This is a genomic window from Alteromonas sp. 5NW40-0090, from assembly GCF_057552975.1.
Genome location: NZ_BAAJLT010000003.1, coordinates 352,360 through 374,508 on the forward strand (window position 1 = coordinate 352,360; position 22,149 = coordinate 374,508).

The 22,149-nt window shown below is 45.4% G+C and carries 18 protein-coding genes; 13 read left to right on the top strand and 5 right to left on the bottom strand.

Annotated features, from left to right (window positions below; all coding sequences use genetic code 11):
• Window positions 1–44: 44 nt before the first annotated feature.
• Window positions 45–623: a demethoxyubiquinone hydroxylase family protein gene (locus tag AC27KT_RS05525; protein ID WP_487128081.1), complete on the bottom strand. Its 579-nt coding sequence runs from the start codon at window positions 621–623 to the stop codon at window positions 45–47.
• Window positions 624–848: 225 nt separating this feature from the next.
• Here AC27KT_RS05525 and AC27KT_RS05530 point away from each other — a divergent pair, with 225 nt between their 5' ends.
• The 3 genes from AC27KT_RS05530 to AC27KT_RS05540 all read left to right on the top strand — a co-directional run bounded on the left by AC27KT_RS05530 (window position 849) and on the right by AC27KT_RS05540 (window position 4,270).
• Window positions 849–1,919, top strand: coding sequence for an SMP-30/gluconolactonase/LRE family protein (locus AC27KT_RS05530; protein ID WP_487128083.1), 1,071 nt, complete (start codon window positions 849–851; stop codon window positions 1,917–1,919).
• Between the two features lie 282 nt (window positions 1,920–2,201).
• A complete protein-coding gene (locus AC27KT_RS05535) occupies window positions 2,202–3,857 on the top strand; it encodes a S41 family peptidase (RefSeq protein ID WP_487128085.1) in 1,656 nt (551 codons plus the stop codon).
• Window positions 3,857–4,270: a hypothetical protein gene (locus AC27KT_RS05540; RefSeq protein WP_487128087.1), complete on the top strand. Its 414-nt coding sequence runs from the start codon at window positions 3,857–3,859 to the stop codon at window positions 4,268–4,270. Before AC27KT_RS05535 ends, AC27KT_RS05540 begins: the two co-directional genes overlap by 1 nt.
• A gap of 139 nt (window positions 4,271–4,409) precedes the next feature.
• Here AC27KT_RS05540 and AC27KT_RS05545 read toward each other — a convergent pair whose 3' ends face one another.
• Window positions 4,410–6,752 carry a YgiQ family radical SAM protein gene (locus AC27KT_RS05545; protein WP_487128089.1) on the bottom strand — a complete coding sequence of 781 codons (2,343 nt, stop codon included), beginning with the start codon at window positions 6,750–6,752 and terminating at the stop codon, window positions 4,410–4,412.
• A gap of 228 nt (window positions 6,753–6,980) precedes the next feature.
• Here AC27KT_RS05545 and AC27KT_RS05550 point away from each other — a divergent pair, with 228 nt between their 5' ends.
• The gene (locus AC27KT_RS05550; RefSeq protein WP_487128091.1) at window positions 6,981–7,445 is read left to right on the top strand and encodes an EVE domain-containing protein; all 465 of its coding nucleotides are present in this window, start codon (window positions 6,981–6,983) and stop codon (window positions 7,443–7,445) included.
• A gap of 139 nt (window positions 7,446–7,584) precedes the next feature.
• Here the strand turns inward: AC27KT_RS05550 and AC27KT_RS05555 are convergent, their stop codons facing one another.
• Complete coding sequence (locus AC27KT_RS05555) at window positions 7,585–7,995, bottom strand: hypothetical protein (RefSeq protein ID WP_487128093.1); 411 nt, start codon at window positions 7,993–7,995, stop codon at window positions 7,585–7,587.
• A gap of 166 nt (window positions 7,996–8,161) precedes the next feature.
• On the opposite strand from AC27KT_RS05555, the gene AC27KT_RS05560 reads away from it, so the two are divergent.
• The 8 genes from AC27KT_RS05560 (at window position 8,162) to AC27KT_RS05595 (ending at window position 18,851) form a co-directional block, all read left to right on the top strand.
• Window positions 8,162–10,501 (top strand): TonB-dependent receptor, encoded by a 2,340-nt coding sequence (locus AC27KT_RS05560; protein WP_487128095.1) that lies wholly within the window; start codon window positions 8,162–8,164, stop codon window positions 10,499–10,501.
• 15 nt (window positions 10,502–10,516) lie between these two features.
• Window positions 10,517–12,670 carry an FAD-dependent oxidoreductase gene (locus AC27KT_RS05565; protein WP_487128097.1) on the top strand — a complete coding sequence of 718 codons (2,154 nt, stop codon included), beginning with the start codon at window positions 10,517–10,519 and terminating at the stop codon, window positions 12,668–12,670.
• A 29-nt stretch (window positions 12,671–12,699) separates the two neighbouring features.
• Window positions 12,700–13,563: a DUF547 domain-containing protein gene (locus AC27KT_RS05570; protein WP_487128157.1), complete on the top strand. Its 864-nt coding sequence runs from the start codon at window positions 12,700–12,702 to the stop codon at window positions 13,561–13,563.
• A 91-nt stretch (window positions 13,564–13,654) separates the two neighbouring features.
• Window positions 13,655–14,872 carry an ABC transporter substrate-binding protein gene (locus AC27KT_RS05575; RefSeq protein ID WP_487128159.1) on the top strand — a complete coding sequence of 406 codons (1,218 nt, stop codon included), beginning with the start codon at window positions 13,655–13,657 and terminating at the stop codon, window positions 14,870–14,872.
• Window positions 14,872–16,617: an ABC transporter permease gene (locus AC27KT_RS05580; RefSeq protein ID WP_487128099.1), complete on the top strand. Its 1,746-nt coding sequence runs from the start codon at window positions 14,872–14,874 to the stop codon at window positions 16,615–16,617. Before AC27KT_RS05575 ends, AC27KT_RS05580 begins: the two co-directional genes overlap by 1 nt.
• Window positions 16,607–17,245, top strand: a complete 639-nt coding sequence (locus AC27KT_RS05585; RefSeq protein WP_487128101.1) for an ATP-binding cassette domain-containing protein — start codon at window positions 16,607–16,609, stop codon at window positions 17,243–17,245. Before AC27KT_RS05580 ends, AC27KT_RS05585 begins: the two co-directional genes overlap by 11 nt.
• The gene (locus tag AC27KT_RS05590; RefSeq protein ID WP_487128103.1) at window positions 17,239–17,889 is read left to right on the top strand and encodes a CDP-alcohol phosphatidyltransferase family protein; all 651 of its coding nucleotides are present in this window, start codon (window positions 17,239–17,241) and stop codon (window positions 17,887–17,889) included. The genes AC27KT_RS05585 and AC27KT_RS05590 overlap by 7 nt, the downstream gene beginning before the upstream one ends.
• A 110-nt stretch (window positions 17,890–17,999) precedes the next feature.
• Entirely contained in the window at window positions 18,000–18,851 is an 852-nt protein-coding gene (locus AC27KT_RS05595; protein WP_487128105.1) for a sterol desaturase family protein, read from the top strand.
• A 60-nt stretch (window positions 18,852–18,911) separates the two neighbouring features.
• Here AC27KT_RS05595 and AC27KT_RS05600 read toward each other — a convergent pair whose 3' ends face one another.
• Both AC27KT_RS05600 and AC27KT_RS05605 read right to left on the bottom strand, forming a co-directional pair.
• Entirely contained in the window at window positions 18,912–19,685 is a 774-nt protein-coding gene (locus tag AC27KT_RS05600; RefSeq protein WP_487128107.1) for a DNA/RNA non-specific endonuclease, read from the bottom strand.
• Between the two features lie 141 nt (window positions 19,686–19,826).
• Complete coding sequence (locus tag AC27KT_RS05605; protein ID WP_487128109.1) at window positions 19,827–20,402, bottom strand: exopolysaccharide biosynthesis protein; 576 nt, start codon at window positions 20,400–20,402, stop codon at window positions 19,827–19,829.
• 339 nt (window positions 20,403–20,741) lie between these two features.
• Between AC27KT_RS05605 and AC27KT_RS05610 the strand changes: the two genes are divergently transcribed.
• Entirely contained in the window at window positions 20,742–22,052 is a 1,311-nt protein-coding gene (locus AC27KT_RS05610) for a sensor domain-containing diguanylate cyclase (protein ID WP_487128111.1), read from the top strand.
• The last annotated feature ends 97 nt before the right edge of the window (window positions 22,053–22,149 follow it).

The following is a 22,149-nucleotide window of genomic DNA, read 5'->3' on the forward strand; positions in this document are numbered from 1 at the left end:
ATGTAAGATCTCAGAATTAGTTATGTGAAGCGCCGGTAACTTGTTTAAATGAATCTCGCAATGAAAACCGCCGTTGATGAGCCTGCGTTTACCAAGTGTCCCCACATTTTCATAGGTAGCGATGCTTTTTGGGCCATTAAGGTTTCCGCCTCGTCTCTGTGGTGCTGCTCGTCCATCTGGCATCGCTTCAACCTGTCGATGACATTCGAAGGCGGGTTAGGTTGCATCACGAGTTGACTGCACTGATTTTCATAATGGGTATCGACAAATTGTTCGACACAGTAAATAGTATAAAAAAACCAATTTTCACCCAATAAGCGAGGAATAAATCCTGTCATAAATCCAGCCCCAATCCAAATAGGAAGAATAAAGCTCCCCCTAAAACGTGGCAGTTCATTTTCGAAAATATCGAGGTGTTGTTTTTCAGTTTTCAAGTGCTGGTGGATGAAGCGCGTAGTTGCGCTTGTTGAACGCACTATCTTAAACAAGCTCAGAATAAATTCAGCACAAAGAGCGCCTCGATATATCCATACCGCACCAGTTTCCCCAGCATGACTTGCTCTTAGTTCTTTGTCTAGCTGCTTGGCATACGAAGCTTCGAGTGTTTTTGAATAAAATGACATGATGTACCTCTACTGCATTTTATTATGAAACGCGCGAACGTTATTTATAGATGTCACTTTACGAATTTGTAATGCATAAAAGCGATGCCGCGAAAAAGGTCTGGAATGGGGCGTGAGTAATAAGTAACTATTCAAAAACGAAAGGGGAGTGTTAAGCGTTTGCTTGGTATGGTGAAAAAACTAAACGACTGTAAATGGGATGCGTTTTAAAAAGGCAGAATGCTAATGAAAATAATGTGGTCCATAGTTATGTTTATTGTCCTTTACCTACTATTGTTGCCAGTGCCGATAGAGCCAGTCGCATGGCAAGCACCTGTCGATAAGGGGTTTGAAGGAAAGATTGCAAAAAACACACGACTATCTGAATTAACGCTCGTCGACATGGGCAACGACTATGGGCCTGAAGATTTTGCCTTGACCCAAAATGGCACCTTAGCAATATCGAGTCATTCCGGCGCTATTCTGTTAAAGAAGAAAGGCGAAAGCGCTTTTTCCCCTTGGGCTAATACAGACGGTCGCCCCTTAGGCATTAAGTACGACAATAAAGGCAACCTTATTGTCGCTGACGCCCACCGTGGGCTTCTTAAGATAAATTCAGCGGGCAAGGTCTCTGTGCTGGTTGATAAGGTAAACAATACACCTGTCGTTTATGCCGATGATGTAGATATTGCTCAAAACGGCAACATCTATTTTACCGACGCGACCACTAAATTTTCGGCAAAAGACTTTGGTGGTACCCTTAATGCTAGCTTGCTTGAAATATTCGAACACCAGGGTAATGGCAGGTTAATTGAGTACAATCCCGACACTGGCAATAGTGTAATACTCATGGATAAGTTGGTATTCGCGAACGGTGTGGCAGTCAGTCACGATGAACAATCGATACTGGTTAACGAAACCGGAAAATACCGAGTGCTGCGTTATTGGCTTATGGGGCCAAACAAAGGGCAAGTTGATGTGCTTATTGAAAACTTGCCAGGCTTTCCAGATAACATCAGCCGTGCAGATGATGGCAGCTATTACATTGGCCTTGCGTCGCCGCGCTCAGCCCCTGTCGATATGCTGTCTGATAAACCATTTATTCGAAAAATAATACAGCGCCTTCCCGGTTTTATGCGTCCTCAAGGGCAGTCTTATGGTCACCTTTTAGAATTAAGCGAAAAAGGTGAGATTGTACAAAGTTGGCAAGATCCAACCGGCGCTTTCCCCTTTGTAACAGGCGCGATTAAAACAGATGAGGGGCTTTATATCAGCAGTCTTACGGCCAAGAGTGTTGGGCTTTTGCCGGTGCAGTAGTATTGATGGTTATGTCGACCTAGCTGGTCGATTTCAAAGCTACAAGAAAAAAGGTGTACCTTGAAAAAGTAAAAATGCGCTAATGCAAGGTAACTTAGCTGACTAACAAACAGGTTGGTAAATGCCCTCAAAATAAAGCACATACATTTTACAACGAGAAATATTTTAAACTTTTGTTATGTAGTTAGGTTTACAAGGGTATGTCATTATCGGCTATGCTATTGTTTAAGTATTGAGCAGTAGGCCTTAGTTAGCCATTCACAATAAGGACATGTTAGAACTATGAAAGCGTATGTGTATTCTTCAGTTGCATTAGCAGTGACGATTTCTCTGTTAGCCGGGTGTGGGGGCGGTGGTGGTTCATCTAATGCTTCTCCGGTAGTGACTGCGCCTCCAGCGCCAGTAACGCCTGACCCTACATGGGTGGCTGGAGTTTATGAGCCGCAATCGCAGTTCATAGCCAAATGTGAAACACCAAGGAGTGGTATAGATCCTTTCACAGGCAGTGCTTATCCAGACACCCAAGGTACCGCCATGGATGAAAAACTCTGGCTGCGCTCTTGGACCAACGATACTTACCTCTGGTACGACGAAGTCGATGATAACGATCCTGAGAATTTTTCAATATTGGCGTACTTCGACCAACTAAAAACAAACGAGTTAACGCCAAGCGGCACGCCAAAAGACAATTTCCATTTTTCACAAGACACCGCTGAATACAACGAGTTATCTCAGTCTGGTATATCATCGGGCTTTGGTTTTAGCTGGGAATTCGGCTCAACAACAGTGCCAAGAGAGTTAACCGTACGGTACACCGAGCCCGGTTCACCCGCAGCGTTGGCAAACGTGCCGCGCGGCGCCAAGGTAGTGAGTATAAACGGCGTTGATTTTGTTGATGATAATACTCAGCAAGGCGTGGATGCTATTAACGACGGATTATTTCCTGACGATGCCGGTACGACCACAAGCTTTGGTTTTGAATTGGTTGACGGCACCATGCTAGCAATAGATATAACGTCAGATGATATCAGTGTAACGCCGGTGCAAAATGTTAAGGTACTGGATACAGAAAACGGGAAGCTAGGCTATTTTCAATTCAACAGTTTTATTGTTACTGCGCAAGAAGGGCTAATTGATGCATTCGACACTTTTGTCGAAGAGAATGTGACAGAGTTAGTCATGGACTTACGTTACAACGGCGGTGGCCGATTGGCGTTAGCTTCACAGCTTTCTTATATGGTAGCGGGTCCAAGTCAAACCAATAACGCCACGTTTGAGACACTGCGATTTAACGATAAGAACCCAACGACTAATCCGGTAACGGGTCAGACTATCAGTCCTACGCCATTTTACAGCAACGTTATTGATTATAACGAAGGCGTGCTTACTGATACCTTATTGCCAAGCCTTTCGCTAACTCGTCTATACGTTATCTCAACGGATGCTACGTGCTCCGCCAGTGAAGCCGTTATGAACGCGCTTCGTGGTATAGATGTTGAGGTAGTGCAAATTGGCTCTACTACTTGTGGTAAGCCGTATGGGTTCTACCCAACAGACAATTGCGGTGAGACCTACTTTACTATCCAGTTCCAAGGGGTGAATAACAAAGGGTTTGGTGATTATGCTGATGGTTTCATGCCTACCACCACGCCTAATTTCGATTTTGAGTTGCCGGGGTGTGAAGTTGAAGATGACTTCACCGCAAGCTTGGGCGACCCAAATGAAGGGATGCTGTCAGCCGCATTGGAATATGCTGCTACAGGCTCATGTCCCGAAGTTGTCACGTCAAACGGCGTGGCGGATGTCAAAGCACTGCGCAGTAACCAAAGTGCGTTAGGGGGCGAAAAGCTCATTCCTATCGACAAGCCTGAACAACGCAAAGAGAACTTTATTTTACACAACAAGATAAATCAGCCTGTTATCAAGGAACAAGATTGATGGCTTTATTCGGTAAAGGCAAAGATAAAAGCAAAGGGCTGCCTGCTGCAGCCATGGCTGTAGCGCTTACGCTGGCGGTTGGTTGTGCTGCAACTAAGGAGGTTAAGTTGCACAAAGCGATCACTAAGGGCACTAGTTCAACCCAAAAGCAAATCATTGAAGACACCATTAGCAACTGGTTTGGCGGTATAGCAATTACTGTTGCTGACAATGTGTTTAGTAGCGCTTCAAGCATTACAATTGAACGGAAAGCGAAGGTAGATAGCAGGGGGTTACCACTTGATGGAAGGCATGAGAACCCTGTGTACAGCTTTACGCTATTGAGTGATGGCGAGCAGTGCTTGCTGAGAAATGATCAAAATGGTGAGCTTGCTAAACTTGAAAATGTGAAGTGCTACCCAAATCACGACTGAGTGTAAGCGTATAGTTCGGGTAGATATAGGTTGGGTACATAAATATTGAGCTAAGATAGCGCAGTGTAATTGCTAAAAGTCACAAAAAACGCCCGGTGTTTAAAAGCATCGGGCGTTTTAGTTTTATGCGTTTTTTATCTTAACGTTTATGCATGCTTGGCTGCTTTTGCGTGCGGCCGCGGCTGTTGCCGCCGCTATTATTTCCTTTTGAAGCGCTGCCTCTGTTCTTATTCCCGCCGGTGTCGTTATGCTGCTGTGCTGTGTTACCACGACCTTGTTTGTTAGCGTTGGAATTACGTCGGCTCTTATTTACGCCGTTACCGCCTTTGCTGTTCTTGCCCTGAAAGGTAGGAGGAAGGCCAGTATGTTTGGTTAGTGCGCGTTCACCGCGACGGCCTTTTTGCGCTTTTTGGCGTTTTTCATCTGCCGTTTCTGGCGGAACAAGGTGCTGAGGACCACGGCCTATTAAGTCTTCGCGCCCCATACGTTTAAGTGCTTCACGAATTTGTGCAAAGTTTTTCGGATCGTGATAACGCAGCATCGCCTTGTGTAAGCGACGGTGAATTTCACCTTTTGCAGAAGGCACCTCTTCACTGTCTTTAGTGACTTTGCGAAGGGAATTTACCTCGGTATGGTACATGGTGGTAGCCGTTGCCATTGGCGACGGATAGAAGTTTTGTACCTGATCGAGCTTAAATTTGTTTTCTTTAAGCCAAATTGCAAGGCTTAGCATGTCTTCGTCGGTGGTACCCGGGTGCGATGCAATAAAGTAAGGAATTAAGTACTGCTTTTTACCTGCTTCTTGTGAGTACTTATCAAACAGCTCTTTGAAGCGGTAGTAGCTGCCCATGCCCGGTTTCATCATTTTTGAAAGCGGACCATCTTCAGTGTGTTCTGGAGCGATCTTTAAGTAGCCGCCTACGTGGTGAAGTGCTAGTTCTTTCACGTATTCCGGGTCTTCTACTGCTAGGTCGTAACGCACGCCTGAAGCAATCAATATCTTTTTAATTCCAGGCAACTCACGAGCACGGCGGTATAAATCGATAGTTGGCTTATGGTCCGTATCCATGTGCGCACAAATGCTAGGGTACACACAAGAGGGGCGACGACATGTAGCTTCTGCTTTCGGGCTCTTACAACGCAGGCGATACATGTTCGCTGTTGGGCCGCCTAGGTCTGAAATTACGCCGGTAAAGCCCGGTACCGTATCGCGTATTTGCTCAATTTCTCGAATAATAGAGTCTTCAGAACGGCTTTGAATAATACGCCCTTCGTGTTCAGTAATAGAGCAGAAGGTACAGCCACCATAGCATCCGCGCATAATGTTGATACTGAAGCGGATCATATCGTATGCAGGAATTTTTGCATCGCCATACACAGGGTGAGGCACACGCTGGTACGGTAAATCAAATACCGCGTCCATCTCTTCGGTTTCAAGCGGCATGGCCGGTGGGTTGATCCAAATGTGCCTGTCGCCGTGGCGCTGCATAAGGGCTCGGGCACAACCTGGGTTGGTTTCTTGGTGCAAAATACGCGACGTATGCGCGTACAATACCTTGTTGTCTTTCACCGTTTCATACGCAGGTAGCTTAACGTACACGTTCTCCCAAGGCTTGCGTTTTTCTTTCTCTTTTTGCGCAGGCTGAATAACAATGGGAGCGGCTTCTGGCGCTTCACTGCTTTTGGCGTCTTTATCCTGCGAATCGCATTCGGGCTCCATCTGGTAGGGGCTTGGAATGGCGTCTATCTTGCCCGGCCTGTCTAGAGAGGTCGAGTCTACACCTTGCCACTCTGGTAAGGCTTCTTTAACGATAATTGCAGTACCGCGAATGTCGCGTAAATCTGCAATATCTTCACCGGCCGCTAAGCGATGAGTGACTTCAACAAGAGGACGTTCGGCGTTACCGAAAAAGAGCATATCCGCTTTGGAATCGAACAGTACAGAGCGGCGTACTTTTTCACTCCAATAGTCGTAGTGCGCAATGCGACGTAAGCTGGCTTCTATGCCACCAACAATAACAGGTACGCCTTTAAACGCTTCACGGCAGCGCTGTGAATACACGGTAACTGCACGATCAGGGCGCTTGCCACCTACATTGCCTGGCGTGTAAGCATCGTCGTGACGAAGCTTTTTGTCAGACGTGTAGCGGTTTATCATAGAGTCCATATTGCCGGCTGTTACGCCGAAATACAGGTTGGGTTTACCCAACTTCATGAAATCGTCTTTGCTGGTCCAGTCTGGCTGAGAAATAATACCCACGCGAAACCCATGAGCTTCAAGTACTCGGCCAATTACCGCCATTCCAAAACTAGGGTGATCTACATACGCATCGCCCGTTACCAAAATAACGTCACAGCTGTCCCAGCCAAGAGCATCCATTTCTTCCTTTGACATGGGGAGAAACGGCGCAGTACCCAGGCAGTGTGGCCAATATTTAGGGTAAGAAAACAGACCGCGGTCGGCCTTAATGGTGGCTTGCATAGTAATCACATCTAGATAAATCAGAGAGTTGCTGAGCTTAAATTACGCAAAAGCTCAGAATTAGTACGCAATTATAGCAGTGTTGGCCAAGCTAAGGTATAGCACTGTCATTAAATTAAAGCGCTTTGTATACTCACGTTAATAAAAAAGCCCAACAGCGCTTCGAACACCCTTTTGCTCGCGCATTCACGGCTTGTCTATTTACAACGAAGAGAATTAACAACGACTATGGCGTATTGGCTATTTAAAACAGAACCTGATGCATTTTCTATAGATGACTTGGCAAGCCGTCCTCATCAAACTGAACCGTGGGACGGTGTAAGAAATTACCAAGCGCGTAATTTTTTACGAGACGGCGTTAAATTGGGTGATAAAGTATTTATCTATCATTCAAGCTGCAAGCTGGTCGGCATCGCGGGCGTTGCCGAAGTCGTGAAAGCCGGTTATCCGGACACCACGCAGTTTAACCCTGAATCAAAATACTACGACCCTAAATCAAGCCAGGATAACCCACGATGGTATCGCGTTGACGTGAAATTTGTAGAGAAATTTTCAAGCGTTCTGCCGCTTTCAGTGATTAAAACGATGGACGGTATTACTGAACTACCATTGGTCAAAAGAGGTGGAAGACTGTCAATCATGCCTGTAGAAGAGGCTGAATGGCAGCAACTGTATGCTGCTGCCAAACAGTAAGTTAAATGCTAAAAAAGCGTAGCCGTCATATCGTGTTAGCTCGCTAAAGATAAATATAAGGGCTATAGCTATGCGCTAACTTTTTAGCGTGCGGTGTATCTAGCGGTTTTATCTGGCGTGTCTAGCTAACGAATAGTCGCTACTTGCCAAAGGCAAATTTAGTATCGGCATCGCGCAACAGGAAAAGTGCAAAGCACGCGCCCCACATTGGCCATGCAGCAAAAAACAGCAGGTGATTAAAGGCATCTAGGTACTGCGGGAATGAAGACAGGGTAGACCCTCCGTGAAGAATAAAAATAAGACCGTAAGTGTATTTTTTAGCAAGCCCCGCTAGGAAAGCTAAAACTAGCGAGAGTTGTAATGCGCCCATAACGTATACGGCTACTTCAGGAACGCCGCCAATGCCATAGAATTTTTCAAATATGGCCATGCCGTGTGCAGGGTTAACAAACTTATCTAGTGTCCATACGAACATAACGATAAATATTGTCACGCGAAGAGAAAGTAGCGACCATTGTAGTCGGTTTTGAATATCAGTGTTGTTTTGCATACATGCTCCAAAAATATAATGTGCAAGCATACTGGAACGACCGTTCAAAATAAAAATTTCAACTAATTTTGTGTTTTTTAATATTTTTTTGAAAATTAAATGTACTGAAATTTTTTGTGACGCGTATCGGTCTTGTCGAACAAGAATTAAAAAAACGGATCTGTTAATGAAAAAAGTAATCGGCCTAGCCGTTAGCACACTCGCACTTGCCATCAGTCAATCTCTTTATGCTCAACAAGTGGCAGACATTGAAGTGGTTGAGGTAACAGGAAACCAGCAGAGTTTAGACACGCTAAATCCTGGCGATAACACACTCAAAGGAATTTTCGGCAGCGGTTTAAGTGTTGCAGAGACACCTAGAGCGGTGACGTCACTGTCGGCAGAAGCGATAGAAGCGCTTAACATTAATGATTTACACGATATCGTAAAAGCAGCGCCTAATGCGTACGCTTCAAGCGGCTTTGGCACACCAAGCTTGCCAAGTATTCGCGGTCAGTTAGGCGAACTTTTTCAAGACGGTGTACGTCGTCAGGCTGGTAACAATGGCTTTGGGTTGCCGCTATCTTTTAATAGCGTTGAGCAAATTGACGTGGTGAAAGGGCCGTCGCCAGTGTTGTTTGGTAGTACGCAGCGCAACGGTGGCTTTGTAAACCTTCAAACTAAGGTTGCGCCTACCACAGAAAGCAAAGGGAAAGTCACCCTTCGCGCTGGGCGCTGGGATCAGTATTCAGCGCAAGTGGATTACGGTACAGCTATTGAAGAAGGTAAAAGTGGAATTCGCTTAAGTGCAGAGTACTTAGACCATGGCAGTTTCTACGATTTTGCCGAGCGCGATAGTACGAACTTGTTTGTAGCCTATCGCTATACGCCGGGCGATACTCTAACGTGGGATATCAGCGCGGAGTATTATGACACAGACTATCCAGACAACGCAGGTATCAACCGCCCAACCCAAGACCTCATCGATAACGGTATTTATATTACTGGGCAAGGCACTCAGCCGAATGGCAGCACAATTCCGGGGGCTGGTGCCATTATTTCCCCTACCGGGGAAGTGGTTATTCCTCGCAACCGCGTATTCACAAATCCTGACGACATTAACGGTGCTGAAACTACGGTTATTCGAAGCAGTGTCGAATATAAAATGACTGATAACGTGGCGCTTCGCAACATTACTTATTATCAATATCTTGAACGTGAGGAAATTGCGCAAAATAGCTTTGTTGAGATCATTGACGGGGCTGACACGTTCGAAAACCGCACTGAGCTAGATTATAAGTGGAACGACAGCCAAACTACGACCATAGGGTTAGCGCTACGCTACAACGACGTGCTGGGCTACAGCCAGTTTACCACTGAGGCCGATAATCCGATTGATTTAACCGGACCTATTTCAAACCGCGTTATTCCGCTTACCGATGCCCAAAAAGCCCGATTAGTTGAGCTGCGTCCTGGCGTATATGTTTCACCGGGTGCGCAATACGATTTAGACGGTGATGGCAACGGCGATTTTAACTTGTCAGACACTACCGACTCTACCGCATGGCAAACAGGCCTGGCGCTTCAGCAGCTCTCTATTTGGACCGACAAATTTTCAACTATTGCTGGCGTACGTGTTGATTACTATGACGTAGACGCGCGTGACCCACTAGCGCCTAATGGTGTTGAAGCAGCTTCAGATTCTTACAGCGATACGTTAACCAGCTACCAGTTAAGCGCAGTCTATAAGCTTACGAGTGATGTTAATGTATACGCAGCGTTTGCCGAAAACGACGCAACATCGAACAGTATGGCAGGTGGTACGGTGTTAGCCGGTAATAACGAGATTAACCCGCTCAACTTTGCTACTGAAAATACGCTGTACGAAGTGGGTGTAAAATATGCGCCAAAAAGTAGCTGGTACGCAGAGGCTGCGGTGTTTGACCAAACCCGAAGCTTACGTAACCGTGACGGCAGTAACAGTGGTGTGAAAACACAAGGGTTCGAACTACAAATTTTTTATCAAGCAGACGATGTTTGGATCAATGCCGCTTATAGCTACTTAGATGCGCGTTTTGATGATTCAGCGGCGTTCCAAGGAACGGCGCAGGTTATTGATGCGTTTGACAACAGTCGACCGGATATCATCGAGGGCACGGGAGTGGGATCGCCGTCATTTGCCGCGTTCCCTGCATCTGATAGTCGAGTGCAAGGTATTCCTCCGCAAATAGCATCCATTAACGCTGGATGGCAGATAACTGATGATGTTCAGCTTGGTGCGAGTGCTCTGTATACCAAGTCTTTCCCGCTAGACTTTTTACAAACCGTGCATATTCGCGATCAGTACACTATAGACTTAAACGCTGATTACCAAGTTAGCGACGATCTGCGTGTACGCTTAGATGTAATTAACGTGACTGATGAAGAAAATTGGCAGCCGCTGTTTGAAGGTGGGTATTTCGGCGCGACGCTCGTTATGCCAAACGTGCCCCGTCACGCTCAAGTTACCATGCAATACGCGTTTTAAGCGCTAAGGATATTTATGTTTAAAAAAATAGCGCTTTTAGGGGTTATTGTAGCCGCCATATTTAGCTTTTTTTATTTTGATTTAAATAGCTATCTTACCCTTCAAGGTATGAAGGATTCACTGGATACGTTTCAATCGCAGATTGCACAAAACCCGGTATTAAGTATTGGTGTGTTCTTTGCCATTTATGTTGCAGTAACCGCGCTTTCATTACCGGGCGCAGCCATTTTGACCTTGGCAGCGGGGGCCTTGTTTGGCCTGGTTCAGGGGTTAGTGATTGTATCGTTTGCCTCGAGCGTAGGGGCAACGCTGGCGTTCTTAGTTTCACGGTTTATTTTGCGCGACACCGTGCGAAATAAGTTTAAAGAGAAGCTTAAAAAGATTGATGAGGGCGTGGAAAAGCAAGGTGCGTTTTACTTATTTACTCTGCGCCTGGTGCCAGTATTCCCGTTTTTCCTAATCAACCTGTTGATGGGGCTAACGTCGCTCAAAACCTGGACATTCTACTGGGTAAGCCAAGTGGGCATGTTGGCAGGCACCGCTGTATATGTAAATGCGGGTACTCAACTTGCGCAAATAGACAGTTTGTCTGGCATTGTCTCGCCTGGGCTTATCTTTTCATTTGTACTTTTAGGCATATTCCCTTGGATAGCTAAAGCTATCGTATCAGTAGTCAATCGCCGTCGCGTGTACAAAGGCTACAGCAAGCCAAAGAAGTTTGATCGCAACTTAGTGGTTATTGGAGCGGGTGCGGGTGGTTTGGTTACCAGCTATATTGCAGCTGCGGTGAAAGCAAAAGTCACGCTGGTAGAAGCCGGTGAAATGGGCGGCGACTGTCTTAACTACGGCTGCGTACCGAGCAAAGCCATTATAAAAACGGCAAAAGTGGCCAATCAAATGCGCCATGCTGATAACTATGGTTTAGAGCCGGTAACACCCGCTATGTCGTTTAAGAGGGTGATGGCACGTGTGCACGAAGTGATTGCGGCAATCGCGCCTAATGACAGTGTAGAGCGTTACACTAGCTTGGGTGTTGATGTTGTAAAAGGCTATGCGAAAATCATCGACCCTTGGACGGTGGAAATCAAAAAGAACGATGGCGGTACCCAAACACTAACCACAAAACATATTGTGGTTGCTACAGGTGCAGCACCATTTATTCCCGAATTACCAGGCATTGAGCAAAGCGGCTATGTCACCTCTGATACCTTGTGGACCAAGTTTGCTGAACTTGAAGACGCGCCAAAACGTTTAATCGTCTTAGGGGGTGGGCCTATTGGCTGTGAACTAGCACAGGCCTTTGCTCGCCTCGGTAGTGAGGTTACGCAAGTTGAACGTGCCCCGCGTTTAATGGGCCGCGAGGATGCAGATGTAGCCGAGTATGCTGAATCTGTACTTCGTGAAAGCGGAGTGAAGGTTTTGACATCCCATGATGCACTTCGCTTTGAAACGAAAGATGGTGAAAAAGTATTAGTCGTCGCTAAAGAGGGTGTTGAGTCTACTATCGCCTACGACGAAGTGATTGTGGCGGTGGGTCGAAAAGCCCGTTTGCATGGTTTTGGTCTGGAAGACTTAGGTATTCAATTTGATAGGACAATTGAAACAGACGAATACTTGCAAACCCTGATGCCTAATATCTTTGCCGCTGGCGATGTAGTAGGGCCCTATCAGTTTACCCACGTGGCTGCACATCAGGCTTGGTATGCAGCAGTTAACGCGCTTTTCGGCACGTTCAAAAAATTTAAAGTTGACTATCGCGTAATTCCTTGGACAACCTTCATCGACCCGGAAGTGGCGAGGGTAGGTCTTAGTGAGCGTGATGCTGCAGAACAAGATATTGATGTGGAAGTAACGCGATACGAATTTGCCGAGCTGGACCGTGCCGTTGCTGAGAGTGCGCGTAAGGGGTTTATAAAGGTGCTTACGCCGCCGGGTAAAGACAAGATACTGGGCGTTACTATCGTCTCGGAACACGCAGGAGACTTACTGGCTGAGTTTGTTATTGCGATGAAGCACGATCTGGGGTTAAACAAGATCCTTGGCACTATCCACGCTTACCCAACATGGGCTGAAGGCGCAAAGTACGCAGCAGGCAATTGGAAGCGCGCAAATGCGCCTGAGAAATTACTCAGCTTTGTTGAGAAATTCCACACGTGGCGCAGAGGGTAATAGAGGTGAAAGCTACTTTAACGACTTTCATGCTTAAAATTGCCCGTTTATCACGTGGTAAAGCAGTGGCACGTGGCATTGCAGTAAGCAGCTTGGTGCTGTTTGCTGCAACCGCAAGTGTTTATGCTAGCGCTGAAGAAGGCCTACATAGTACGTTCGATAACTTATTAAGTGAGTATGTAACGCCGATTTCTAACGGCACAAGCACTCAAGTAAGTTACGATGGTTTTAAAAAAGAGCGGACTAGGCTTAACGAGTATTTAGCGCAATTGGCTAAGGTTAAGCAAAGTACATTCGATTCATGGAGTAAAAATAAACAGCTCGCTTTTCTCATTAACGCGTACAACGCCTACACTATCGAGCTTATTTTAACTGAGTACCCAGATATCGACTCCATTCGAGATTTAGGAAGTTTCTTTTCCTCGCCTTGGAAAAAAGAAATAGCACCGTTGCTAGGTGAAAACCGCACGTTGGATGAAATTGAACACGAACTTATTCGCGGTACAAACCAATCTACAAAAACCTATAACGAGCCTCGCATTCATTTCGCGGTGAATTGTGCCAGCATAGGTTGCCCTGCGCTTCGTGAAGAAGCTTACACAGGGGATAAGCTAGACGAACAGCTGGAGGCTCAAACTAAGCGATTTTTGGCTGACGCCTCTCGTAATAAAATGAGCGAAAACACGCTTCATTTATCAAAAATATTTGATTGGTACAGAGATGACTTCGACCGTGAAAGTGGTTCGTGGCGAGGCACGTCAACGCTCAACGCGTTTATTTTGTTATACAAAGACGCAATGCAGTTAACCGAAGCGCAAGTTACCTCATTAGAAAAGAATACCGCTGATATTGAATACCTTGATTATGACTGGGCGCTAAATGCTGCACAGTAGCACTTACAGTACTATCCTGAATGCATCCCAAATGGATTCAGAATGTCACGCTGAGGGACAGTTAAGTACAAATAGCCCCTTTTTTACCACCATGCAGGTATTCTTTCTTAGCTGCATAGTCGTTTTGTCAGTATTTGTTGTAGCCAAGCCCGCGGTGGGCAAAACCAACGCTGAAGCAGCCGGCGAAAAAACACCTCTTGTTCGATTTCATGCCTGGGGTGGTAGCGCGCAGGTCAACGGCTATCTTCAGTGGGTAGCCGCGCAAGTTAAAACCCGTTTTAATATTGAGCTTCAGCATGTAAAGCTGGCTGACACCAGTGATGCGGTTTCTCGAGTGCTTGCTGAAAAGGCGGCAGGGAATCACAAGAACGGCAGTGTTGACCTTATTTGGATAAACGGTGAAAACTTCGCAGCAATGAAAAAACACGACCTGCTTAGTGCTTCGTGGGTAGGTGAACTTGGCAACTTTAGCCTAACTAATCCTGATGAAAACCCCGCGGTAACCAAAGACTTTGGTGAGCCTACACTAGGTATGGAGGCGCCTTGGGGGAAAGCGTCTATGGTGTTTTACTACCGTAGCGCACACTTTAATACGCTAGGGCTAATGGCGCCGAAAACCATTGAAGAGCTTCTACGGTTTAGCCAAAAATCCCCAGGTAGATTTACCTACCCAGTACCTAACGATTATTTAGGTATTAGTTTTATTAAGTATGCAGCGCTTACACTTAATAAAGATAAGCGAAACCTTTTCTATCAGCCAGCAAATGATAAATCGCTCAATGCGGTTTTACCGAGTTTGTGGGCGTATCTTGATGCGCTGCATCCTACTATGTGGCACCAGGGTAAACATATGTTACGGCAAGCCTCCCAACTGCAACGTTTAGTGGGAACGGGCGAGCTTTCAATGGCCTTCTCTTTTACCGCTTCAGAAATTCCTTCGGCGGTAACTCGCTTTGATTTACCTGAAGACGTACGCACATACTCTATGCAAGACGGCAGCTTGGCAAACGTCCACTTTGTAGGGCTTACTTATAATTCAAAGAACATAGCGGCGGCCAAAACGGTGGTTAACTTTTTGCTTTCACCACAGGCGCAAGCTAAAAAACAGGCTGTGGAAGTGTGGGGAGACGATACAGTGCTTGATATTGAAAGCCTCTCAGCGTCAGACCAAGCGCTTTTCGTAGAAGATAATATTCACCCATCGGCGCTGGATAAATCTCAATCAACCACATTGCTGGCTGAACCCCATTCAAGCTGGACTGATGCATTGCGAGAAGCTTGGTTCGAACGCTACGGAGCACGCTATTAATGTTTGCGCAGTTTACTCGCGTTGCACGCTGGTGTTTATTACTTTTACTGTGCATTCCTGTTTTGGCAGGGTTGGTTGGCGTAGCGTTTCCGGCCTTAGGCTATTTTCCTGCCATAGGCGCAAACAGCTTTTCGCTAGACGTTTTTAGAACGCTATTTGCGCTTGATGATATTTGGCAGACGGTGTGGCTTTCACTTTTTACTGGGGTGGGGTCCACATTGCTGGCGATAGCTGGCGCGTTTTTATTATTAGCGTCATTTTATCAATCGAATTGGCTTAACAAAATCCAAGGCCTATTGAGCCCGTTTCTTGTTTTTCCACACGCCGGCGCAGCCATTGCCTTGCTATTTGTATTCAGCCCGTCAGGCATATTTGCTCGGATAGCCGCGCTAGGAACAAATACGGTTATTCCTGGTAATAGCGACGCTTTTTTCCCTTACGACTCGTATGGGCTAAGCGTACTACTGGCATTAAGTTTAAAAGAACTGCCGTTCATTCTTTTAATGGCGCTCAGCGTAATGTCCCAGCCATTAGTTAAAAGTAAGCTTTCTGGTTATATCAAAGTTGGCACGGCGCTAGGCTATTCGCCTGTAGCAACTTTTTTTAAGCTTGTGATGCCCACTGTCTTTGCACAAATCAAATTACCTATTTTAGCGGTGTTGGTTTTCGCCACCTCTAATGTAGAAATTCCACTTATATTAGGGGGGAATAATCCCAGCACGTTGGCCGTAGCGATTATGCATTGGTTTAATCATATCGATTTATCTATGCGCTTATTAGCGAGCAGTGCTGCTGTACTTCAGGTTGCAGTTAGTGGGGTGGCTTTACTTCTGTTGTTAGGCGCTGAGCGCGTAGTCATATGTGTGGGAAGGGTAAGGCTTGCGAAAGGAAATAGGCGCTTTTTTGATAGTTTTGTGCATGGCGCAGCCCATAGTACTGTTGCGCTGTACATTGCTTTGATAGGCGCTGTGATTTACTCGGTGCTAATGTACTCAATTGCCAAGCAGTGGGCGTATCCTGATCTTTTCCCAGAAGGTACAACGTTATTGCATTGGCGAACAGCGGTTGAAACTCTCGAGACGCCATTTTCTAATAGTTTATTGCTGGGCATACTGGTAAGTACATCGGCAATTGCTCTGGTGTTATTTACTCTTGAGAGCGAACAGCTTAAACCCGCAGGTAAAAATGCTGAAAGGGCGTTGTCTATCTCATTATTTTTGCCGCTATTAATCCCGGGCGTGGCTTTTTTATATGGTCTGGTTTGGTTTCAGCAACTCGTACTGCAAGACGCTGTCTGGTTTCACACCTACATTGCTCATATGGTTTATGTGGTGCCCTACGTGTTTTTGTCTATGGCGGTAGCCTATCGCAAATTCGACATACGATACGCCATGGTTGCACAAAGTTTAGGAAAAACGCCCTGGCAAGTGTTCTACCATGTTAAGTTGCCATCTCTGTTTTCGGCCATTATGGTGGCTTGGGCGTTGGGGCTTGCCATTAGCTTCAGCCAGTACTTACCTACATTACTGGCCTCGGGGGGCACTATTGCCACTATCACTACAGAAGCCGTTGCCTCAGTGTCGGGAAGCAGTACGCGCTTAACCGCGGTATTTGTTATTATCCAAGCGATTATGCCGTTGGCAGGCTTTGTTACGGCGTGGTATTTACCCGCCGCATTAGTAAAACCGAGTGACAAGGTGCGTAGTTCAAAGAAAAAGAGTAGAGCAGTATTACATGGCGCTTAGTTTAGAAAGTCTGGTGGTTTCTCGTGCACAAAGCACACTGTTAAAGGTGGACGCATGTGTAAAAAACGGTGCAATTTTAACGGTAATGGGGCCAAGTGGCGCCGGTAAGTCTACCTTGCTTCAGGCAATAAGCGGCCAACTTCATGGGCCGTTCAGTTTGAGCGGTATAATTAAAGTTAACGGGGTTGTAGTAAACGATAAAGCAGCTCATTTGCGTAAAGTAGGCATTATGTTTCAAGACGCCTTGCTCTTTGAGCACATGACGGTAGCTGAAAACATTGCCTTCGCCATGCCCCCAGACAGTCACGCTAACCAAAAAGCTAAAATGGAGGCTATCAATGAAATGCTTAGCGCTGTTGACTTGAAGGGCATTGGGGAACGCGCAGTCACGTCATTATCAGGCGGGCAGCAATCCCGTGTTTCTCTGCTAAGAACGCTAGCCTCGGAGCCTGACGTAGTATTATTAGACGAGCCATTTAGCAAGCTAGATTCTGCCCTTCGTGAGCAAATTCGAAGCTGGACATTCGCGCAGCTTAAAGCGCGAAATATTCCGGCAGTTCTTGTAACACACGACAAAGAGGACGCCCTTGCAGCCGGCGGTCAAATCATAGAGCTATCATCATGCTAGACGCGAAAATTACTCCCTTTATTAAACCGCTATTAAAGCCTTTGATCACAACACTGGATGCAATAGGCGTCAGCCCAAATCAAGTTACCGTGGCAGGCTTTATTATAGGTATTTTCGCTGTCCCCTTTATTATTCTTAACTGGTGGGGAGCGGCACTTAGCTGCATTATACTTAACCGGGTGTTTGACGGTATTGACGGTGAATTAGCGCGATATCAGCAAAGAAGCAGCAGTGCTGGCGGATTTCTTGATATATGCCTAGATTTTTTGTTTTATGCATCTATACCCTTGGCATTTGGTATTGCTGATCCCATTAATTGGGGCATACCAGCAATGGTGCTACTTGCCACATTTATCGGTACGGGCAGTAGCTTTCTGGCTTTTGCCATTGCAGCTGAAAAATTTAATATCGACCGACCACAGTTCGCAAACAAGAGCTTTTATTACATGCAGGGGTTAACCGAGGGCACAGAAACAATCTTAGTGTTTCTTGCTTTCTGCATCTGGCCCGAGCATTTCGCGGCACTTGCTTATATTTTTGCCGCAGCATGCGCGTTAACTGTTGTCACACGAATTGCTGGTGGGTTTAGTACCTTGAATAAAGTAGAAGAACAAAGTGAGTGTTCGACAACTGATCAGGTTTAGGGCGTTACAACTGATAAGTAGTAGTGTGTCTGAAATACGCCTTCTACAAGAACAAAGCGTAATTAGTCGTTAAGAAGTAAATATGAAATCGAGTCGAAAAGAGAGCGACAGTGGATAATGCGTCTGTTATTCGTCTAAGTGTATTCCTTGGCATCTTTGCCTTTATGGCAGTACTGGAAGCCGTGTTTCCAGCGCGTAATGCCGTGCTAAATAGAAAAACACGCTGGGTAGGTAACCTTTCCATGGTGGTGTTAGGGGCACTAGTATCTAGAGTTTTACTTCCCGCAACATTAGTTGGCGTATCGATATGGGCTCAGCAAGAGGGCATAGGGCTGTTTAACTTAATGACAGGTCAAACAGACAGCACTTCGTCGTTCACTGAACAAATGAATAATATCCAATCCGGCAACGCGCTATTTGTTGGTATAGTGATAGTAAGTGTACTGCTGCTGGATATGCTTATTTACTGGCAGCATCGATTATTTCACACGGTGTCTTTTTTATGGCGTTTCCACAAAATGCATCACGCTGATAGCCATGTAGATACCACTACGGGCCTTAGATTTCACCCCGTGGAAATTGCTATAAGCCTAGGCATTAAAGCTTTGGCCGTAGCTATATTAGGCATCCCCGCCATTGCTATTGTTATTTTTGAAGTTGCACTTAATGGGTTTGCGCTATTTAACCACGCAAACATTCGATTGCCGCAAAAGTGGGATGACAAAGTGGGCTGGGTGCTTATTACACAGCGCTTGCACCGCATACATCATAGTCAAGCAAAGGTAGAATCAAATTCTAACTATGGCTTTAGCGTATCTTGGTGGGACAGGCTTTTTAAAAGCTTTACCCCGAGAGCGAAGCAAAGCGATGAAACACTTTCCATAGGCCAACAGGATGTGCCTGCGGTAAAAGAGAATGCTTCAATTCGTGCCTTGCTACTGCAACCTTTCAAAAGCAACTAGTTAGCAAACAAAAAGGCTGTCTATCAATAATAGCTTTACGTTTGTTTGCCGAAGAAAGGCTTAGCTACAGCCAAGTCGCACAGCTAGCTTACCGAGCATGCCTTCAATGGTTTTCTCACTTTCATCGGGTAAAACTGGCATAATATCTAACCCGGTTCTCTCTTCTACTTCATCAATGGTAACTTGCGTTGCGCAGTAATCATCACGGCGAGAAGCATTTTGCTGCATGATAAATGCAGAGGCTTCCACTAAACCGTTAACTTCACTCACGATGACTTTAAAATAACCGCTAGGGATGCTGTGCAACTCATCGGCACCCGGTAACGCAGCGAAAAACGTCTCGTAAAGAGGGCCCGAAACTACATAAACATCTTGGCCCGTTCTCACTAGGCTACGCACTGCATTTTCCAGTTTAACCCATGGACCTTGGTTTAAATCAGAGTCTTGAGGCGTAATGTTTGATAGGTAATTCAACTCTCGCCAATTTGGTGAGTTACTAAAAGAGGCAAGAGGAACTTGATGACCCCTGTCTGTACCTATACCGCGCCACGCACCTTTATAGTCATTGGGCTCTAATGTGCTTTCATCATCCAACTCAGGGTCTGCTTTCCAGTTACGGCTTCTAGATGGGCCATCAATAGTCTCAGGCGTAACATGATACGCCACCCAATTAGCAAACTTTGTTTGTGGATTATTATTCAGTGTATAAATGGAGCGAGTTATGGTTTGTCCACTTAATCCAATAGGACAGCTGAATACACAGTTTTCAGCAAAGGCTTTAAAAGCGGGGAAAACAAATGATACAGCAAGAGATACGGCAATAAGTCTCTTCATTATTTTTCGGCTCTATTCTAATGAAAGTAATAATCTGTACCAAAGTACAGTTGTTTAATTTCATGAATAGTACGTAAAAGCTACCACAAAACAAGTGGTTGTCGCCTAAAGTAGGGGGAACACTGTAGCCTGTACTTATTGTCACATCATCGTCAATGCCTTGACCACTAAGTATCCGGTTCCAGATTGAAGCAGCATACCAATAATAAGAAAGACGCCGTCACGGTTCGTTACTCCAAGCGCGGTAACGCATAGAGCAAAAGCGGGCAAGGCTACCGCAAAGGGCAATACCTCCAGAGGTATCATGCAAAGTGATGCAATTGCGCAATAAGCCGCAATAATATTCTTTGATGGGGTATGTGAAAGAAAGGTAAGCCTAGGTTTTAATAGCTTTTCAGCTCTCTGCGCATACGGCTTGGCTTTTTCAACTGCGCTATCTAGTTTGTTAGTAGACACCTCTTTATTTTTAATAAATGTGGGAAGCCACGGACTGGTTTTTCCTATGGCGACTTGTGAACATATAAAAAATAATGTGATTCCACACAAAGTGGGTACGCCCGGGATGGCGCCAGTGGGAAGCAGAGCGATCAGGGCAGGCATCAATAAAAGGGGACCAAAGCCCCTGTCTTCGAAGCGTTCTATGACCTCACCTAGTGACGTAGTGTCATCACTCTCGCTGTACATGTTATCCATTAATTCAACAATTGAATTTCCCATATTCGTCTACTAATTCCAATTTAATGATCGCTATAACTATCATTACGCTTTTTCCTTAAATAAGTTTAATGAAGTGTCGGTGCGCGTCATGGGATAAATAGAGTTTTCACTAGTGAGAGATTAACTGCTACATTTACTGAATAGAAATTCGTGAGATTTAAATTGAATACGACAGATATATTTTCCATTCTGAGACAAATGCCCTCGAGCATCTTATTCAAGTGCCCAGAGTCTGCCAGCATTCATGTAAGTAAGGGCTTTGAACGGGATTTCGGGATACGACAATCTGATTCTGTTGATACACATTCTTTTATTTTTTTTGACCTCGAAACAAAGGAAATGATTTCCCCAAGTAATTCGCCATTTATGCTTGCAGAAAAGGGGCAGGCAGTAGCGCAGCACTACAGACTTCAAACAGGTTCTAGAACCATGAACTGCTTTGTTGAAAGTGGTGTGGTAACCACTCCTGTGGGGAAATGGGTTGTGTTACAGATTAAAACGAACTTTACGGCATTATTTAGCGAGAACAGTAAAAGTTCAGCGGTAAGCAAGCATATAGCTTTTAATCAGCTTCTCACTAATTTTTCATCAAAACTAATTACAGCCAGTGTTCATGAACTCGATGGCATTATTGACCAAGCTTTAGCTGCCTTAGGTAAGTTCTGTGATGTAGATAGATGCTATCTTTTTGAGTTTAGCGATAATGGTGAATATATGTCTAATACCCACGAATGGGTTGCGGCAGGTGTAACGCCCTTTATTGATGAACTTCAGAACATGCCAGCCAGTTCGCTACCCTTTTTCATTTCCCATATTTCTAATGGAATGTTTAAAGTTGATGATGTGACGACGCTTCCTGAAGAGGCTGCCGCGGAAAAACTTGTTTTTGAAGAAGAGAGAATTTTCTCTATTTTGTGTGTCCGTATTATGGTGGACGATACCATTTATGGTTTCATTGGCTGTGACATTATAGGCAGTCCATACTCATGGAACGCATTTGATATTGAATATTTGCGCCGAATAGGCGAGATGCTTGGTAACACATTACAAAGTCTACACAACCGAAAAGCGCTTCAAAAAGCGCAAACCGATCTGCTTGAAGCTAATAAGCAACTAGAACGTTTAGCGAATATTGATGGCTTAACAGGGATTGCGAACAGAAGGTTATTTGACAATACGTTGCGGCGAGATGTGGAGCGATGTGAAGAACAAGGCTTGGCGCTAAGCTTACTGCTTATTGACGTGGATTTGTTCAAGCAGTTTAACGATGCTTATGGTCACGTGGCTGGCGATGCGGCATTACAAAAAATTGCCGATACATTAACTAATAGCTGCTTAGGTAGTGACGATCTAGTTGCCCGCTATGGCGGTGAAGAATTTGCCGTTATTTTACCTAATACTCGACTTGATGAGCTCCACGCTATCGCTGCACGAATTATTCGTAACGTTAAGTTTCTAGATATCCCACATCGGGCGTCGGACTATGACGGTAAACTTACGGTAAGTATTGGTATGGCGTCTATGGAGCTGAATTCATCACGCCATGATGCTGCTCCGCAAAGCAAAGAGAGCGCTTTATCGCTGGTTCAGCAGGCAGACCAAGCCCTTTATCAAGCTAAAGCGTCTGGCAGAAACTGCGCTAAACTTTAGTCTGTATAAACGTCAAACTCTTACATTTTACTTCACACTTTTGTTTAGCGCAGTCCGGCTCCAAGACACTTACCATGTAAATAACGTTAGCGAAATT

Excerpts from the sequence above, each read along its gene's own strand:
- AC27KT_RS05525 (WP_487128081.1), bottom strand. The coding sequence starts at position 623 with ATGTCATTTTATTCAAAAACACTCGAAGCTTCGTATGCCAAGCAGCTA.
- AC27KT_RS05530 (WP_487128083.1), top strand. The coding sequence starts at position 849 with ATGAAAATAATGTGGTCCATAGTTATGTTTATTGTCCTTTACCTACTA.
- AC27KT_RS05535 (WP_487128085.1), top strand. The coding sequence starts at position 2,202 with ATGAAAGCGTATGTGTATTCTTCAGTTGCATTAGCAGTGACGATTTCT.
- AC27KT_RS05540 (WP_487128087.1), top strand. The coding sequence starts at position 3,857 with ATGGCTTTATTCGGTAAAGGCAAAGATAAAAGCAAAGGGCTGCCTGCT.
- AC27KT_RS05545 (WP_487128089.1), bottom strand. The coding sequence starts at position 6,752 with ATGCAAGCCACCATTAAGGCCGACCGCGGTCTGTTTTCTTACCCTAAA.
- AC27KT_RS05550 (WP_487128091.1), top strand. The coding sequence starts at position 6,981 with ATGGCGTATTGGCTATTTAAAACAGAACCTGATGCATTTTCTATAGAT.
- AC27KT_RS05555 (WP_487128093.1), bottom strand. The coding sequence starts at position 7,995 with ATGCAAAACAACACTGATATTCAAAACCGACTACAATGGTCGCTACTT.
- AC27KT_RS05560 (WP_487128095.1), top strand. The coding sequence starts at position 8,162 with ATGAAAAAAGTAATCGGCCTAGCCGTTAGCACACTCGCACTTGCCATC.
- AC27KT_RS05565 (WP_487128097.1), top strand. The coding sequence starts at position 10,517 with ATGTTTAAAAAAATAGCGCTTTTAGGGGTTATTGTAGCCGCCATATTT.
- AC27KT_RS05570 (WP_487128157.1), top strand. The coding sequence starts at position 12,700 with ATGCTTAAAATTGCCCGTTTATCACGTGGTAAAGCAGTGGCACGTGGC.
- AC27KT_RS05575 (WP_487128159.1), top strand. The coding sequence starts at position 13,655 with ATGCAGGTATTCTTTCTTAGCTGCATAGTCGTTTTGTCAGTATTTGTT.
- AC27KT_RS05580 (WP_487128099.1), top strand. The coding sequence starts at position 14,872 with ATGTTTGCGCAGTTTACTCGCGTTGCACGCTGGTGTTTATTACTTTTA.
- AC27KT_RS05585 (WP_487128101.1), top strand. The coding sequence starts at position 16,607 with ATGGCGCTTAGTTTAGAAAGTCTGGTGGTTTCTCGTGCACAAAGCACA.
- AC27KT_RS05590 (WP_487128103.1), top strand. The coding sequence starts at position 17,239 with ATGCTAGACGCGAAAATTACTCCCTTTATTAAACCGCTATTAAAGCCT.
- AC27KT_RS05600 (WP_487128107.1), bottom strand. The coding sequence starts at position 19,685 with ATGAAGAGACTTATTGCCGTATCTCTTGCTGTATCATTTGTTTTCCCC.
- AC27KT_RS05605 (WP_487128109.1), bottom strand. The coding sequence starts at position 20,402 with ATGGGAAATTCAATTGTTGAATTAATGGATAACATGTACAGCGAGAGT.
- AC27KT_RS05610 (WP_487128111.1), top strand. The coding sequence starts at position 20,742 with ATGATTTCCCCAAGTAATTCGCCATTTATGCTTGCAGAAAAGGGGCAG.